This is a genomic window from Paenibacillus sp. FSL R10-2748 (genome assembly GCF_038005565.1).
GTDB classification, from domain to species: domain Bacteria; phylum Bacillota; class Bacilli; order Paenibacillales; family Paenibacillaceae; genus Paenibacillus; species Paenibacillus polymyxa_B.
The window spans coordinates 229850-247059 of record NZ_JBBOTK010000008.1 but is presented as its reverse complement, the minus strand read 5'-3'; the positions used below and the strand labels follow the sequence as shown (position 1 = coordinate 247059).

Here is a 17210-nt window from a genome sequence, read left to right as displayed (position 1 = left end):
GGCAACAAACGTATGTATAAATCCATAATTATTGGTACAGGTCCTGCAGGCTACACAGCGGCTATTTATTTGGCACGCGCTAACATGAATCCGCTGATCATTGAAGGGATGCAGCCCGGTGGGCAGCTTACTACAACGACCGAAATTGAAAATTTCCCAGGTTTTGAGCAAGGTATCCTCGGGCCTGAACTGATGGATAATATGCGCAAGCAGGCTGAACGTTTTGGCGCTGAATTTACTTCCGGATGGGTAGAGGAAGTAGATTTCAGCAAACGCCCTTTTAAAGTGAAGGTAGAGGGTAAAGGCATCATTGAGGCGGAGTCGGTCATTATTGCTACAGGTGCGTCCGCCAAATATCTAGGCATTCCGGGTGAGCAGGACAATGTAGGTCGCGGAGTCAGCACTTGCGCAACTTGCGATGGCTTCTTTTTCCGCGGGAAAAAGATTGTCGTGGTTGGCGGTGGCGATTCAGCCATGGAGGAAGCGAGCTTCTTGACCCGTTTTGCTTCCAGCGTAACCTTGGTCCATCGTCGCGATGAGTTGCGGGCATCCAAAATTATGCAAGATCGTGCGCGTGAGAACGAAAAAGTACATTGGGCATTAAACCGGACTCCTCTGGAAGTTGTGACGGGAGAAGCAGGCTTAAAAGGTTTGAAGGTACACAATAATGAGACCAATCAGGATGAGCTGATTGAGGTAGATGGCGTGTTCGTAGCCATCGGGCATACACCGAACACAGGTTTCCTGAACGGACAAATTCATACCGATGAACACGGCTATATTGTAGTAAAGCCAGGCACAACGGAAACGAACATCCCCGGAGTTTTTGCCTGTGGGGACGTACAGGATAACCGTTACCGTCAAGCTATTACGGCTGCGGGAACGGGCTGTATGGCGGCTATGGACTGCGAGAAGTATCTCGAAGGCAGTGCTGTTCACGACTGGAGCGAAACGCTGGATCAATAAAAACGTGTCTATAGTACACAAAAAGGCTAACGGGAGAGCGAAGGAAACCTCTGTTATGCCGCATCTTTTGTTCAGGAAGAGAAAGCCTGCTGCGTTTGCACAGGCTTTCTCCTTTTTATGATTATAGAATTTATAAGTTTTCAGCGGAGCTGAACAATCTATAATCGCAAGAAAAATTTCCGTTAAGCGTGGTCTGGCTTCCTTGAAAGTACGTCAATAGACGTTTTTCTTATGGGTGCATGAGGTTAAAAATTCCGCTAATCGTACACTTTTCAACAAGGAAGTGTCCTTGACCGTAACGGGGGCTTCAATTATAGTTGGAACGTAGGATTACTATTATGAAGTAGGAATTGTAAGCGTATATTTCATACCAGGTTTTTAAGTAAACATAAAGGTGGCTTGGAACATGTCTGAAAGTATCTATGTAGGTGTCGATTTGGGCGGTACCGCGATTAAAGTCGGCATTTGTAATGAAAACGGACAGCTTTTGCACACATATGAGGGACCAACCGAAACCGATAAAGGTGTAGACGTTGTCATCGGTAATATCGAAAAATATGTGCGGCATATTGTTGAGCAATCTCCTTATGAGTGGGATCAACTAAAGGGTGTCGGTGCAGGCGTTGCAGGTTTTACGAATGTTCGTGATGGTATTATTGTCCTCGCTCCTAATATTGGCTTTCGTGACGTACCGATCCGTGCGCTCCTAGAGAACCGGATTGGCAAGCCTGTGAAAATAGACAATGATGCCAATGTTGCCGCGCTTGGCGAAGCTTGGGCCGGAGCAGGCAAAGGCATCGAAAACTGCGTATGCTATACCCTGGGAACAGGAGTAGGTGGCGGCATTATTATAAACGGTAAAATATACCAAGGTTCTTCGGGCATGGCCGGAGAAATTGGCCATATCAGTGTCGTACCTGATCTGGAGGCTATTCAGTGTGGATGCGGCAAAATGGGTTGCTTGGAAACTGTATCTTCCGCAACAGGCATCATTCGTATGGCCAAGGACGCTGTGGAACGTGGCGACCGGACCTCTCTGGCGCTGGAAGATCAAATTGCTGCCAAGGAAGTATTTGATGCTGCTAAAGCTGGAGATGAAGTCGCGCTTCGTATCGTGAACCGGGCTGCCTTTTATTTGGGGAAATCTATGGCAGCAGTTGCCGCTGTGCTTAATCCAGAGTTGTTTATTATAGGTGGCGGTGTTTCTAAAGCAGGCGACTTTTTGTTTGAAGAGATGCGTCGCGTGTACACCAAACTGGCACCTGAGCCCCTTCAAAAAGGGGTATCGATTGTTCCAGCTGTGCTGGGCAATGACGCAGGTATCGTAGGGGCAGCTGGTTTGTTGCTACGTTCCTGATCCTGATCCACAGGTTACTGATAATACGGGTACTGGCATAGAGCGAAGAAGCAAAAGGAGAGGGAAGTCCATATGACAGATAACCTAAAAAATGCTGCGCCGTGGGCAACGCTCATTATTATTACGGGGATGTCAGGCGCAGGGAAGACCATTGCGGTTCAGAGCCTGGAAGACTTGGGCTTCTTCTGCGTTGATAATTTGCCTCCTGTACTGATTCCCAAATTTGCCGAGTTGATTGAGCAGTCTAACGGTAAAATAGGCAAGGTGGCACTCGTAATTGATTTACGCGGACGAGAATTTTTCACCGCCTTGTCTGAATCGTTGAATTATATTAAAGATCATTTTACGATTCATTGTGAAATTTTATTCTTAAATGCGAATGATGGCGTTCTCGTACAGCGGTATAAGGAAAGCCGTAGACGTCATCCGCTGGCTCCAGACGGCATGCCTTTGGATGGGATTCGGTTGGAGCGCAAGATGTTGGAAGAATTAAAAAGCTCGGCTACACAGGTTATTGATACAAGTGTGATGAAGCCTGCAACCTTAAAGGCGAGGATTATTTCACGATTTTCTCATCTGGAGAGCAGTATGCTTTCCGTGAACATTACTTCTTTTGGCTTCAAGTATGGTATTCCCATTGATGCCGATCTTATATTCGATGTGCGCTTCCTGCCTAATCCCCACTATGTGGACCAACTACGTCCCCACACGGGACAGGATAGCGATGTATATGATTATGTCATGAAATGGCCCGAGACTCAGGCATTCTTGACCAAGTTGCTGGATATGTTACACTTTTTGATTCCGCAATATCGCAAAGAAGGCAAAAGCCAGGTCATTATCGGCATTGGCTGTACTGGCGGTAAGCATCGTTCTGTTGCAATATCGGAGTATTTAGGAAAAATGCTGGGTGCCAGCGAGACAGAATCTGTTTCTGTTTCGCATCGGGATGCTGATCGGGACCGGCATTAATGAGGTGAAATCATGAAAGAGACCGGATCACAACGGGAGCGCCCACGTATTGTTGTTATGGGCGGCGGAACCGGCTTGTCCGTCATGCTGCGGGGCTTAAAGCAAAAGCCGCTAGATATTACGGCTATTGTTACAGTCGCTGACGATGGCGGAAGCTCCGGGATTTTGCGCAGTGAGCTGCAGATGCCCCCTCCAGGGGATATTCGCAATGTGCTGACTGCCTTGGCTGACGTGGAACCAGTGATGTCAGATATGCTGAAATACCGTTTCGGTGCGGGATCAGGATTGTCAGGCCACAGCCTGGGTAATCTGATTTTAGCAGCGATGACCGATATATCGGGAGATTTTGTAACGGCGGTGCGTGAGCTTAGCCGTGTATTTGCTGTCCGGGGACGCGTGCTGCCGGCAGCTGAGGAAGGCGTTGTGCTAAGTGCCGAAATGGAGGATGGCACGGTGATTACCGGAGAGTCCAAGATCCCGGAAGCGGGCGGACGAATCAAACGCGTCTTTCTTGAACCGACTCACGTGGAGCCGTTGCCTGAGGCTGTAGAGGCCATTAATGAGGCTGATGCGATTTTGATTGGCCCCGGCAGTCTATATACCAGCATATTACCGAATTTGCTTGTACCTAAACTCGCTGAAGCTGTAGTAAAATCAGACGCTATCAAAATATTTGTCTGTAACGTTATGACCCAGCCTGGAGAAACCGATGGCTATACGGTAGGAGATCACCTGCAAGCTATTTTTGAGCATGTAGGGCATCATCTCTTCGACTATGTCATTGTAAATAACGGAGAAATTCCACCCCAAGTACAGGAAATGTATGCCGAGCAGGGCGCTAAGCCAGTTCAAGTAGACATGGGCGAGCTGACCGATCGGGGATATAAAGTGGTGGCAGATACTTTAGTTTTGTTCCGTACGTATCTACGGCATGATGCCGACAAATTAAGCCAGCATATTTACCAATTGGTACAAAACTGGATATTAAGAAGGAGGTGAGTCCCTTGTCCTTTGCGGCACAAACGAAAAAAGAGCTTACGATGATTGAAAGCCAGTCCTGTTGTGAGAAAGCGGAACTATCTGCGCTCATACGTATGCTCGGATCCGTACAACTGTCGAATAAAAGGGTGATATTGGACGTGTCCACAGAAAATGCCGCGATTGCAAGGCGGATTTACTCCTTGATCAAGAAGCATTTTCAACTTCATATCGAACTGCTTGTACGGAAAAAAATGCGCTTGAAAAAAAATAATGTGTACATTGTCCGTATTCCCAATGGTGTGCAACAGCTGCTAAAGGATCTTTATATCGTCTCAGAAGGTTTCTTGTTCACTGACGGGATTAATCGGGATATCGTTCGGAAAAACTGTTGTAAGAGGGCTTATTTGCGGGGCGCCTTTATGGCAGGTGGCTCTGTCAACAATCCTGAAGGATCGTCTTACCACCTTGAAATTTCTTCGATGTATGAGGAGCATTGTCAGGCACTCGTTGATCTTGCGAATGAATTTCATCTAAATGCTCGCTGTATTGAGCGAAAAAAAGGTTTTATTCTCTACATCAAGGAAGGCGAGAAGATCATTGAGCTGCTTAGCATCATTGGGGCGCATCAAGCCTTGTTCAAATTTGAAGATGTACGCATTATGCGCGATATGCGCAATTCCGTAAATCGCATTGTCAATTGTGAAACGGCTAATTTGAACAAGACGATCGGAGCTGCTGTCCGGCAAATTGAGAATATTAAGTTGCTGGAGAGGGAAGTTGGTTTGGAGACCTTGCCGGATAAACTGCGTGAAGTGGCAGAAATTCGTCTCGCTCATCCCGATTTGAATTTAAAAGAAGTCGGGGAAATGCTCAAAGGGGTCGTGAGTAAATCGGGTGTAAATCATCGGCTTCGCAAAATTGATGAGATGGCTGACAAAATCAGGGGCGAAAATGGCCTGATTCCGTAAAAAGAATGTCCGTGGGGCTTTCAGCCCCGGTTTTTTTAGTTTTTTTTCTAGTGTCTGTCCCGGGTTAATGTTATAATGTGATAAATAAAATGGAGTAAGTAGTGTCCAGATTTATTTGATGAGGGGGTAAGCTGACATGTCAAAACATCCGGTAGTCGTACGCTTGAAAACAGGACTGCACGCCAGACCTGCTGCGTTGTTCGTACAGGAAGCGAATAAATATTCATCTGAGATTTTTGTGGAAAAAGAAGACAAAAAGGTTAATGCCAAGAGCATCATGGGTATTATGAGTCTTGCCATCAGTACAGGTACTGAAATCAATATTAGTGCTGAAGGTGCGGACGCCGAACAGGCTGTAAACGCTTTAGTAAGTCTGGTTAGTAAGGTAGAGCTGGAAAATCAATAAACAAAGATTTGCTTTGTGATATGGTGTATGCTCTTAGTGAAAAGCCCCTTTGGGGCTTTTTTTGTATCCAGAAAAAAGTCTTCGAAAACTCCTCCGTTAACTGTTTTATGGATGGATTTGTTGAATATAGAGACTGTATTAAGTTCAAACTATAAATAATTAAAATCCCCGTGGTCATGCTCTGTTTCGGAAATTTGTACGCTTGGCTGCAACCTTTTTCCGTCTTTTCCGTCTGGAAGGTACAAACATTTTCAAGAAAGAGGTTGAATTCAATGAGACTTTGGACAAAAACAGTAGCCACGGCAGTTCTCGCAGGAGCATTAATGGCAGGGGGAGTAGCAGGAGGATTATGGACGGGGGCAGATCGTGCTTATGCTGCGTCAACAGCTTCGACGGTAAACGGTGTAATTAATGTGACTGGAAGCGGGGAAGTATTGGCGAAGCCCGATATTGCTTATCTCTCTATCGGTGTACAATCGGAAGGGAATACGGCAGCCGCTGCTCAAAAAGCCAATGCTACAAAATTGAACAAGGTTACACAACTGCTGAAAGAAAAGTGGAGCATTAGCGCAGATGACATTCAGACCAGCCAGTTTTATGTACAGCCTAACTACACCTATAACGAAAAAGAAGGGCAGAAGCTCAAAGGCTACACTGCCAACCATACACTTTCCGTCAAATACCGCGATTTGGATAAAATCGGTCAGTTGTTGGATGAGGCGACCAAGTCCGGAGCCAATAACGTAGATAATGTACGTTTTTCCGTGGAAGATCCTTCGACTTATGAAGAAGAAGCCATTACTAAGGCATTGGGAAGCGCACAATCTAAAGCCAGTGCTGTAGCTAAGGCAGCCAAACGAGGGTTAGGTGTCCTTGTGAGTGTGACGGTAGATGGCGGAGAAGCACAAATCTTTACACAACGTGAAAATGCCATGTCAAAATCGCTCTTGGACGTAGCAGGTGGCGGGACAGAGATACAATCGGGGCAAGTAACAGTGAAAGTTCAGGTGTCGGCTCAATACGAAATGAACTAATATAGATCATCAAACGAAGCCACAAGCGGACTGCATCATGTGCAGGCTGGCTTGCTGGCTTTTTTGTATACCGAAACCTTTTTGTAATGAGTCTGTCATAGCTAAGGGTTATTAGGTGTACATATTGAAATCGGAGAGTGTACAGATTGTAAACTACATACAATAGGGTATAGATATAATATTAAAAGTAGTTATCACACATAGACAATACAGATCATTAACAGGAGGAATATTTAATATGAGTAAGCATGCAATAAAATGGGGTTCAGCACTGCTGGCGGCAGGGATTTTCGCAGGAGTCACAGCTGTTCCCGTTTCCTATATCCAGGCAGCATCGACGAAACAGCAGCAAGCGACAACACAGCAACCAGGAATCACCATCCAATGGAATGGTAAAACGTTGCCCGCTAAAGGTGTCCAAGTGAACGGGAGTACAATGATTCCGGTGGCCGCACTGCGCGACAGCTTGGGGATTCCAGTAAGCTATGATGCGAAAACAGCGACATATACCGTAGGTAGCGGGTACAATAAACTTTACATTATGGCTTCTTCCTCGGATGCCTACGTCAACGTCAATGGAATCAATACACGTAGTATGGATGCCAAACAGATCGCTGGGAAGCTATACATTCCTATGAGTTTGCTGAAAGACTATCTGGGCATAGATGCTCAATGGAATGCAGCTCAGAAAACAGTAACGCTGAGTAAAAGCCAGCTAAATCCGATTACAATTGCGTCTCAAACACTTCCAGCTTCGAGTAGTGCGAAGGTGTCCTACAAAATTAAGTACCCGCAAATCAGCGGTAGCCAGCTGAATTCTGAGGCTCAACAGGCCATTAACAATGTGCTTAAAAAGCATGCAGAAGGTATATTGGCAGCAGGCAAAAAGATGATGGCTGAGGGAGAGGCTACAACAGAAAGACCGTATGAGTTCGGAAATGATTTTGTGATTGCCTATAACAAAGATGGTATTCTGAGTGTGATTATGCAGGACTACTCGTATACGGGTGGCGCGCATGGCATGACGGCACGTAAAGGATATACGTTCTCGCTCGCTGATGGTAAACTGCTGCAATTGTCTGACGTATTGAAGGCAAATCCGAACTACAAAAAGTTCCTCAATGCTGATTTGAAGAAAAAAATCGATGCACTTCAGGCTGGCGAAGGATTCGGCAAATTTAAAGAGCTGGCGGCAGATCAGAATTTTTATGTGACGAACAGTGGAGTAACAATCGTGTTTGATTTGTATGATTATGCGCCATACGCGTATGGAATTCCGGAGTTTACCTACTCGTTCGGTCAATTGCTGCCTCAAGGCGGAAAGCCTTTTGCGGGACAGAATGAATAGTAGAAATAAATAAGTCCAATTGTCTATAACCTAAAAAACAATAAAGCAAAAAAGCTGCCTACCGGATAAGAAAGTCCGGAGCAGCTTTTTCATTTACCAGTTATCGAAAGAGGTAAATTTCTTCTCTTATACACCTTCTGGAGAGGAGCTAGTTAGCACTTTATCAATAATACCGTATTCCTTGGCATCATCAGCAGACATGAAGTAGTCACGGTCTGTATCTTTTTCAATGCGCTCCAGTGGTTGGCCTGTGCGATCTGCGAGAATGCGGTTCAGTTTATCACGCATTTTCAGAATGCGGCGTGCGCGGATTTCGATATCCGTTGCCTGGCCTTGTGCACCACCCAGGGGTTGGTGAATCATAATTTCACTGTTTGGCAAAGCGAAACGTTTACCTTTGGCGCCTGCATTCAGCAAAAACGCGCCCATGGAAGCCGCCATACCTACGCAAATCGTAGATACGTCAGGTTTAATGTATTGCATCGTATCGAAAATGGCCATACCAGCTGTAATGGAACCGCCAGGGCTGTTAATATACAAGTGAATATCTTTTTCAGGATCTTCGGCAGCCAAAAACAGCATTTGCGCAATTATAGAGTTGGCTACAACGTCATTGACGTCCGAGCCTAACAAAATAATGCGATCCTTTAACAGTCTGGAATAAATGTCATAGGCGCGTTCGCCGCGGTTACTTTGTTCTACTACCATAGGAACATAGCTCACGTCAAAAAACCTCCCTTAAATATCGTTAGTGGATTTGGTGGACATGCCGATTACACGTCCCTTATTTATAAACTGTTACCGTAATAACCACATGATAAACAATTTCAAACAAAAAGTCAAAGAAAGTCAAACTAATGATTAAAAAAAAGAGCCCTCAGCGCTCTTATTGGTTAAAACATTATATAGAAGCATCTAAGCGTTCATTTAAAATGGCGCGCCCGCGAGGAATCGAACCTCGATCTCAGGCTCCGGAGGCCTACGTCATATCCGTTGGACCACGGGCGCATAGTTGATTCAATGCAAACAACTAACTAATTAAACAGTTAATTGGAAACAAAGATGATTATATGATATACAGCAGTGAATTGCAAGCTTTTATTAAATGCGCATATTCAGATAAATGGTTGAGAAATATAGGTTCAGATAGACTTGCATATGGAGCAAATATTGGTTAAGATATACGTGGGACTTAAAAAGTTATCCCGGGACGTTTTGAGACCAGTTAGAGATAGAGCATTAGAGACAGAACTTAGAAGTGTGCGGGAGTGGAAAGCATGCGAAAGATATTAGAAATACAGAAGCAGCTTCTGCCCGACCTCATGGATGTTTTGAAAAAAAGGTACACGATCCTGCATCAGATTATGCTGTCCGATGTTGTTGGACGCAGAACACTGGCAGCTTCACTGAACATGACTGAGCGCGTGTTGCGCGCCGAAACCGATCTTCTTAAAGCTCAGGGGCTAATTGAGATTGAGAGTGTAGGCATGAAGGTGAGCAAAGCAGGACTGGATCTGCTGGAACAGCTGGAGCCGATTGCGAACAACTTGTTCGGCCTGTCCCAATTGGAGGACCAGATTCGTCAAGCCTATGGTTTGAGGAAGGTGGTTGTCGTTCCAGGGGATTCGGATGCTTCTCCGTTAACAAAGCAGGAGCTGGGGCGCGCTGGAGCAAAAGCGTTGCTGAGTGTTATGGACGACGAGGATGTGGTCGCTGTAACAGGTGGCACGACAATTGCCGACGTGGCGGAACAACTGGCACTACCTTCTAATGGCCCACTTAAGGGTGGGTGGTTTGTACCGGCACGCGGGGGTTTGGGAGAAAGCATGGAAATGCAGGCCAACACAATTGCTTCCACAATGGCTCGCAAGGTAGGCGCTCAATACCGTCTGCTCCATGTACCGGATTTGCTCAGCAATCATGCTTACAACTCCTTGCTTGAAGATACGAACATTCAGGATATATTGAACCTGATTCGCGAGAGTCGTATCATCATTCACGGGATAGGCAACGCCATAGCGATGGCACATAGACGTAAACTTGATCCCGAAACCTTTGCCCAGATCAGCAGTGAAGGAGCGGTAGCCGAATCGTTTGGTTATTACTTTAACGAAGATGGCGTCGTTGTTCACAGAATGCTGACGCTTGGACTCCGATTGGAGGACATTAGGCGTACCGATACGGTTCTAGGTGTAGCTGGAGGCAAAAACAAGGCGGCCGCTATTCATGCGGTACTGCGTTTCGGGCAAGAGGACATTCTAGTCACCGACGAAGGCGCTGCTGTTGAGATTGTAAGTCGTTATTTAAATGATTAATATAGGATTTATGAATAATGTTGTCTTGACGGGCTTTCGGGTCTGTCTTGAATATATAAAACTAAACTAAACGAACTTTGGGAGGAACTCACTCATGACAGTTAAAGTTGGTATTAACGGTTTCGGACGTATTGGACGCCTTGCTTTCCGCCGGATTCAAAATGTGGAAGGTATTGAAGTAGTAGCAATCAATGACTTGACAGATTCCAAAATGTTGGCACATTTGTTGAAATATGATACAACACAAGGTAATTTCCAAGGACAAGTAGAAGTACATGACGGCTTCTTCAAAGTAAACGGTAAAGAAGTTAAAGTTTTGGCTAACCGCAACCCTGAAGAACTGCCTTGGGGAGACCTGGGTGTAGACATCGTTCTGGAATGTACAGGTTTCTTCACAACTAAAGAAGCTGCTGAGAAACATTTGAAAGGCGGCGCTAAAAAAGTTGTTATCTCCGCTCCAGCTACTGGCGACATGAAAACTGTCGTTTACAACGTAAACCATGAAATTCTGGACGGAACTGAAACTGTAATCTCCGGTGCTTCTTGCACAACAAACTGCCTGGCTCCTATGGCTAAAACACTGCAAGATAAATTTGGTATCGTTGAAGGTTTGATGACTACAATTCATGCTTACACTGGCGACCAAAACACTTTGGATGCTCCACATGCTAAAGGTGACTTCCGTCGTGCTCGTGCAGCAGCTGAAAACATCATCCCTAACACAACTGGTGCTGCTAAAGCAATCGGTTTGGTTATCCCTGAGTTGAAAGGTAAATTGGATGGCGCGGCTCAACGTGTTCCAGTACCTACAGGTTCCCTGACTGAGCTGGTAACAGTTCTGGAGAAAAACGTAACTGCTGAAGAAATCAACGCTGCGATGAAAGAAGCATCCGATCCTGAAACTTATGGATACACTGAAGATCAAATCGTTTCTTCCGACATCAAAGGTCTTACTTTCGGTTCTTTGTTTGATGCAACTCAAACTAAAGTTCTGACTGTTGGCGACAAACAACTGGTGAAAACTGTAGCTTGGTATGACAATGAAATGTCTTACACTGCACAATTGATCCGCACGTTGGAATACTTCGCAAAACTGGCTAAATAAGAACAGTCTTATTGAGCAACATCATAGAGCGGAAACAGGTTATTGTTTCCGCTCTTTATATATCAAATGTGCCTTGAATTCCTGATTCGTAAAATTATAAGGGTGCGGAGGAATATGGAGATGAACAAAAAGAGCGTACGTGATATAGAACTGAATGGAAAACGGGTGTTTGTTCGTGTAGATTTTAACGTTCCGGTTGAGGACGGTAAAATTACGGATGACAAGCGTATTCGTGAAACCTTGCCAACCATTAACTACCTGATTGAAAAAGGTGCAAAAGTTATTTTGGCGAGTCACTTTGGACGTCCAAAAGGTCAGGTTGTTGAATCCATGCGTCTGACTCCTGTTGGCGTACGTTTGTCTGAGCTGCTGAAAAAACCAGTAGTTAAAGTGGACGAATCGGTAGGCGAAGCTGTTAAAGCGAAAGTGGCTGAACTGCAAAACGGCGACGTGCTGTTGCTTGAAAATGTACGTTTCTATGCAGGGGAAGAAAAGAATGATCCTGAATTGGCGAAGCAATTTGCTGAATTGGCCGACGTTTTCGTGAATGACGCATTTGGTGCAGCACACCGTGCTCATGCTTCCACAGAAGGTATCGCGCATCTTCTTCCGGCTGTTTCCGGCTTGCTGATGGAGAAAGAATTGTCTGTAATCGGTAAAGCTCTTTCAAACCCAGATCGTCCTTTTACAGCCATTATCGGCGGTTCCAAGGTAAAAGACAAAATCGACGTGATTGACAACCTGCTGAACATTGCAGATAACGTAATCATTGGCGGTGGTTTGGCTTATACATTCTTCAAAGCTCAAGGTCATGAAGTGGGTCAATCCCTACTGGATGAATCCAAACTGGACGTAGCTCTTGGATTTATCGAAAAAGCGAAGAAGCTCGGCAAAAACTTCTACCTTCCGGTTGATATTGTTGTATCTGACGATTTCAGCGCTACGGCGAACACAAACATTGTGGATATCGACGGCATTCCTTCAGATTGGGAAGGCGTGGATATCGGACCGAAAACACGTAAAATCTATGCAGATGTGATCAAAAACTCCAAATTGGTTGTTTGGAATGGACCAATGGGTGTATTTGAAATCGAACCTTTCGCTGGTGGTACTCGTGAAGTAGCGGAAGCTTGCGCAACAACAGAAGCATACACCATCATTGGTGGCGGTGATTCTGCGGCTGCGGCTGAAAAATTCCACTTGGCTGACAAAATGGATCATATCTCCACTGGCGGCGGCGCATCTCTGGAATTTATGGAAGGCAAAGCACTTCCGGGTGTTGTTGCACTGAACGATAAATAATCAAACGCACTATGCGTGAATAAAGCTTTAGGGCACCTAATAGTTAGGAGTTGAAACCATTGAGAACACCGATTATCGCGGGTAACTGGAAGATGTTTAAAACCGTACCAGAAGCTAAAACTTTCATCGAAGAGATCAAAGGCAAAGCAGAGGTTGCAGGAGTGGAAAGCGTGATTTGCGCACCATTTACGAATCTTCCTGCTCTGGTTGAAGCAGTAAAAGGCACGTCTATTAAAATTGGCGCACAAAACCTGCATTTTGCAGAAGATGGTGCATTTACAGGTGAAATTAGCGGTGGAATGCTGAAAGATCTGGGCGTAGACTACGTTGTGATCGGACACTCCGAGCGTCGTGAATATTTTAATGAAACAGACGAAACGGTGAACAAAAAGGTTCATGCGGCATTCCGTCATGACCTGACTCCAATCGTATGTGTAGGCGAAAAGCTGGAAGATCGTGAAGCTGGACAAACTAAAGAGGTTGTAAAAGTGCAAACTGTAGCAGCTTTTGCTGGTTTGGCTAAGGATCAGGCTGCACAAGTAGTTGTTGCTTATGAGCCAATCTGGGCCATCGGAACAGGCAAATCCTCCACTTCGCAGGATGCGAATGAAGTGATTTCCTATATCCGTAGTCTGATTAAAGAGCTGTATGATGAAAATACAGCAAATGCTGTACGTATTCAGTATGGTGGCAGTGTAAAACCTGAAAATGTTACTGAGTACCTGGGTCAAAGCGATATCGACGGCGCGCTTGTGGGCGGTGCCAGTCTTCAACCGGCGTCGTACATCGCGCTTGTTGAGGGGGCGAAGTAAGATGACAGCACCAAAACCGGTAGCTTTAATTATTATGGACGGGTTCGGATTGCGTGACACCGTAGAAGGTAATGCGGTTGCGCAGGCCAACAAACCGAATTACGAACGGTATTTACAACAGTATCCTCATACAACGCTGACGGCTTCTGGCGAAGCAGTGGGTCTGCCTGAAGGACAAATGGGTAACTCCGAAGTAGGTCACTTGAACATCGGCGCAGGCCGAATTGTATATCAAGACTTGACTCGTATTTCGAAGTCCATTCGTGACGGCGAGTTCTACGACAATGAAACACTGGTTAAAGCAGTGCAACATGCTAAGAAGAACAACACGAAACTTCACCTGTACGGACTGTTGTCTGACGGCGGCGTGCATAGCCATATCAGCCATCTGTTCGCTATGCTGGACTTGGCGAAAAAAGAAGGCTTAACTGAAGTGTACATTCATGCTTTCATGGATGGACGCGACGTTATGCCTGACAGCGGCGTAGGCTTCATGCAGCAACTGATCGCCAAAATTCAAGAAGTGGGCGTAGGCAAAATTGCGACTGTACAAGGACGCTATTATGCTATGGACCGCGACAAACGTTGGGAACGTGTGGAGAAATCTTACCGTGCAATCGTATACGGAGAAGGCCCTCAATACACAGATCCAATGGAAGCATTGAAAGAATCGTATGAAAAATCAGTGTTCGACGAATTTGTGGAGCCAACGGTTATTGTGAAGGCTGACGGAAGTCCTGTAGGGCTGGTCGAAAGCAATGACTCTGTTATCTTCCTCAATTTCCGTCCTGACCGTGCGATTCAACTGTCTCAGGTATTTACAAACGCGGACTTCCGTGGTTTTGACCGTGGCCCGAAATTGCCTAAAGATTTGCACTTTGTTTGCCTGACGTTGTTCAGCGAAACGGTTGAAGGCTTTGTAGCTTATGAACCGAAAAACCTGGATAACACGTTTGGTGAAGTGTTGGTTCAAAACAACAAAAAGCAATTGCGTATTGCTGAGACTGAAAAATATCCGCACGTTACTTTCTTTTTCAGTGGCGGACGTGATGTGGAGCTTCCTGGCGAAACTCGTATTTTGATCAACTCGCCTAAAGTGGCTACATATGACTTGCAGCCAGAAATGAGTGCGTATGAAGTAGCGGATGCTGCTGTTAAGGAAATCGAAGCCGACAAGCATGATGCGATTATCCTGAACTTTGCCAATCCGGATATGGTTGGACACTCCGGTATGCTGGAGCCAACAATTAAGGCGGTAGAGACGACGGATGAATGTGTTGGACGTGTTGTAGATGCGGTTAAAGCCAAAGGCGGCGTGGTTATTATCATTGCTGACCATGGTAACGCGGATATGGAAATTGATGAGCAGGGACGTCCGTTCACAGCTCACACAACTAATCCGGTTCCGTTCATTTTGACTGACGAAAATATCGTTTTGCGTGAGCATGGAATACTGGCTGACGTAGCTCCAACGCTTCTGGATTTGATGCAACTTCCGCAACCTGCGGAAATGACAGGAAAATCTATGATTGCATCCCGCAAGTAAGCTTGATTTAATAAGTATAGGCTTGACCAATAAATCATGATTCACAAAGGAGATTAAGTACAAATGACTATTATTTCTGACGTGTACGCTCGCGAAGTCCTCGACTCCCGTGGTAACCCAACGGTTGAAGTTGAAGTATATCTGGAATCCGGTGCTATCGGTAGTGCTATCGTTCCTTCCGGTGCCTCCACAGGCGCTCACGAAGCTGTAGAGCTTCGTGATAACGATAAATCCCGTTACCTGGGTAAAGGCGTTCTGCAAGCTGTTAAAAACGTGAACGAAATTATTGCTCCTGAAGTAATCGGCTTGGATGCTGTGAACCAAGTAGAAATCGACACGCTGATGATCAAATTGGATGGTACACATAACAAAGGTAAATTGGGTGCAAACGCAATTCTGGCTGTATCCATGGCTGTAGCTCGCGCTGCTGCTGAAGCTCTGGGCTTGCCACTGTACACTTACCTGGGCGGATTCAATGCTAAACAATTGCCAGTGCCAATGATGAACATCGTTAACGGTGGCGCTCATGCCGACAATAACGTTGACGTACAAGAGTTCATGGTTCTGCCTGTAGGCGCTCCTACATTCAAAGAAGCTCTGCGTGTAGGCGCAGAAATCTTCCACAACCTGAAATCCGTACTGAACTCCAAAGGTTTGAACACAGCTGTTGGTGATGAAGGTGGTTTTGCTCCTAACTTCAAATCTAACGAAGAAGCTCTGTCCACTATTATCGAAGCGATCGAAAAAGCTGGTTACAAACCAGGTGTTGACGTATTCCTCGGTATGGACGTTGCCTCCACTGAGTTCTTCAAAGATGGAAAATACACTTTGGAAGGCGAAGGCAAATCCTTCACTTCTGCTGAGTTCGTTGACCTGCTTGCTTCTTGGGTTGATAAATACCCAATCATCACTATTGAAGATGGTTGCTCCGAAGATGACTGGGAAGGTTGGAAATTGCTCACTGAAAAATTGGGCAACAAAATCCAATTGGTTGGTGACGACCTGTTCGTAACAAACACAGAGCGTCTGGCTAAAGGTATCGATGAAAACATCGGTAACTCCATCCTGATCAAAGTAAACCAAATCGGTACGCTGACTGAAACTTTCGATGCTATCGAATTGGCTAAACGCGCAGGATACACAGCTGTTATTTCTCACCGTTCCGGTGAATCCGAAGACAGCACAATCGCTGATATCGCTGTTGCAACAAATGCTGGCCAAATTAAAACAGGTGCTCCTTCCCGTACTGACCGTATTGCGAAGTACAACCAATTGCTCCGCATTGAGGATCAACTGGGTGAGCTGGCTCAATACCACGGCCTGAAATCTTTCTACAACCTGAAAAAATAATATTGCGCAAAAATGCTGATGGCGCCTCTGACTCATGGTTCATGATCACGAAGTCTGAACGCTCAAAGCTTTTACGCATTAAAAAACAGACCTACTCGCCACCGCGGGCAGGTCTGTTTTTTTGTTATTATGGATGTGTATGAGAATACATAACTTTGCAAAGGCTTAATGGCTGAGTGACTTGTATAACTGTTGTTATCTACTGGAAGCTGTGGTAGAATAAAAATAGTGTTTTGCGTTAATTTCCGGCTATTTATAACATGATATGTACATGTTTTCATAAAAGAGGCTGTGTTGTTTTGCAAAACAGATGTATAAGCTCAGGAGGTGGGATTTTTCATGGAAATCTTTTTGAAAGTGCTGCTCGTTGTGTTCTCGATTGCTGTTATTGCGGTTGTTTTACTGCAAAAGGGGAAAAGCGCAGGTTTGTCCGGTGCCATCTCTGGCGGTGCTGAGCATCTGTTCGGCAAAACAAAAGCTCGCGGTATGGATTTGATTTTACAACGTGCAACTGCTGTTTTGGGTGCGGGTTTTATGATCGTTTCTGTTTTAGTTGCATTTTTTGCAAAATAAGATAAATATGTACCTTAAGCCTTCGTTTCGCGGGAAACGGGGGCTTTTTTTAGATTTTGGACAGGCAGGGATGCCGTCGATTAAATTCGTGTATACTAGGGTATGAGTATATTAAGAGCCTTGTATCAGGAACAAGGACATTCGGATTTATTACTGAAAATTAAAGGTCACCCGA

16 protein-coding genes and 1 tRNA gene are annotated in these 17210 nt (G+C 45.3%); 15 read left to right on the top strand and 2 right to left on the bottom strand.

Annotated elements, in window-relative coordinates:
• Positions 1 to 12 precede the first annotated feature (12 nt).
• The 8 genes from trxB to NSS66_RS22005 all read left to right on the top strand — a co-directional run bounded on the left by trxB (position 13) and on the right by NSS66_RS22005 (position 8032).
• The gene (gene trxB / locus NSS66_RS22040; RefSeq protein WP_013308252.1) at positions 13 to 966 is read left to right on the top strand and encodes a thioredoxin-disulfide reductase; all 954 of its coding nucleotides are present in this window, start codon (positions 13 to 15) and stop codon (positions 964 to 966) included.
• 406 nt (positions 967 to 1372) lie between these two features.
• Positions 1373 to 2323 carry an ROK family glucokinase gene (locus NSS66_RS22035; RefSeq protein WP_023986484.1) on the top strand — a complete coding sequence of 317 codons (951 nt, stop codon included), beginning with the start codon at positions 1373 to 1375 and terminating at the stop codon, positions 2321 to 2323.
• A 72-nt stretch (positions 2324 to 2395) separates the two neighbouring features.
• Complete coding sequence (gene rapZ / locus NSS66_RS22030; protein WP_013308254.1) at positions 2396 to 3295, top strand: RNase adapter RapZ; 900 nt, start codon at positions 2396 to 2398, stop codon at positions 3293 to 3295.
• Positions 3296 to 3307: 12 nt separating this feature from the next.
• Positions 3308 to 4294, top strand: coding sequence for a gluconeogenesis factor YvcK family protein (locus NSS66_RS22025; RefSeq protein ID WP_023986485.1), 987 nt, complete (start codon positions 3308 to 3310; stop codon positions 4292 to 4294).
• A gap of 5 nt (positions 4295 to 4299) precedes the next feature.
• On the top strand, positions 4300 to 5244 hold the full coding sequence (gene whiA, locus NSS66_RS22020; protein WP_013308256.1) for a DNA-binding protein WhiA: 945 nt from the start codon (positions 4300 to 4302) through the stop codon (positions 5242 to 5244).
• A gap of 136 nt (positions 5245 to 5380) precedes the next feature.
• Positions 5381 to 5650 (top strand): HPr family phosphocarrier protein, encoded by a 270-nt coding sequence (locus tag NSS66_RS22015; protein WP_013368811.1) that lies wholly within the window; start codon positions 5381 to 5383, stop codon positions 5648 to 5650.
• Between the two features lie 272 nt (positions 5651 to 5922).
• Positions 5923 to 6684, top strand: coding sequence for an SIMPL domain-containing protein (locus NSS66_RS22010; protein ID WP_076159786.1), 762 nt, complete (start codon positions 5923 to 5925; stop codon positions 6682 to 6684).
• 238 nt (positions 6685 to 6922) lie between these two features.
• Positions 6923 to 8032 carry a PdaC/SigV domain-containing protein gene (locus NSS66_RS22005; RefSeq protein WP_069080714.1) on the top strand — a complete coding sequence of 370 codons (1110 nt, stop codon included), beginning with the start codon at positions 6923 to 6925 and terminating at the stop codon, positions 8030 to 8032.
• Between the two features lie 126 nt (positions 8033 to 8158).
• On the opposite strand, the gene clpP is transcribed toward NSS66_RS22005, so the two are convergent.
• Complete coding sequence (clpP, locus tag NSS66_RS22000) at positions 8159 to 8755, bottom strand: ATP-dependent Clp endopeptidase proteolytic subunit ClpP (RefSeq protein ID WP_013368815.1); 597 nt, start codon at positions 8753 to 8755, stop codon at positions 8159 to 8161.
• A 210-nt stretch (positions 8756 to 8965) separates the two neighbouring features.
• Positions 8966 to 9040: transfer RNA gene (locus tag NSS66_RS21995), tRNA-Arg, on the bottom strand.
• Between the two features lie 269 nt (positions 9041 to 9309).
• Between NSS66_RS21995 and NSS66_RS21990 the strand changes: the two genes are divergently transcribed.
• The 7 genes from NSS66_RS21990 to secG all read left to right on the top strand — a co-directional run bounded on the left by NSS66_RS21990 (position 9310) and on the right by secG (position 17035).
• Positions 9310 to 10347: a sugar-binding transcriptional regulator gene (locus tag NSS66_RS21990; protein ID WP_023986487.1), complete on the top strand. Its 1038-nt coding sequence runs from the start codon at positions 9310 to 9312 to the stop codon at positions 10345 to 10347.
• A gap of 94 nt (positions 10348 to 10441) precedes the next feature.
• Entirely contained in the window at positions 10442 to 11452 is a 1011-nt protein-coding gene (gene gap / locus NSS66_RS21985; protein WP_023986488.1) for a type I glyceraldehyde-3-phosphate dehydrogenase, read from the top strand.
• A gap of 120 nt (positions 11453 to 11572) precedes the next feature.
• On the top strand, positions 11573 to 12754 hold the full coding sequence (locus tag NSS66_RS21980; RefSeq protein WP_023986489.1) for a phosphoglycerate kinase: 1182 nt from the start codon (positions 11573 to 11575) through the stop codon (positions 12752 to 12754).
• A 59-nt stretch (positions 12755 to 12813) separates the two neighbouring features.
• Positions 12814 to 13566, top strand: a complete 753-nt coding sequence (gene tpiA, locus NSS66_RS21975; RefSeq protein ID WP_023986490.1) for a triose-phosphate isomerase — start codon at positions 12814 to 12816, stop codon at positions 13564 to 13566.
• A gap of 1 nt (position 13567) precedes the next feature.
• On the top strand, positions 13568 to 15112 hold the full coding sequence (gene gpmI / locus NSS66_RS21970; RefSeq protein ID WP_340959785.1) for a 2,3-bisphosphoglycerate-independent phosphoglycerate mutase: 1545 nt from the start codon (positions 13568 to 13570) through the stop codon (positions 15110 to 15112).
• A 63-nt stretch (positions 15113 to 15175) separates the two neighbouring features.
• Positions 15176 to 16462 carry a phosphopyruvate hydratase gene (eno, locus tag NSS66_RS21965; protein ID WP_013308266.1) on the top strand — a complete coding sequence of 429 codons (1287 nt, stop codon included), beginning with the start codon at positions 15176 to 15178 and terminating at the stop codon, positions 16460 to 16462.
• A 339-nt stretch (positions 16463 to 16801) separates the two neighbouring features.
• Entirely contained in the window at positions 16802 to 17035 is a 234-nt protein-coding gene (gene secG, locus NSS66_RS21960) for a preprotein translocase subunit SecG (protein WP_013308268.1), read from the top strand.
• Positions 17036 to 17210 lie beyond the last annotated feature (175 nt).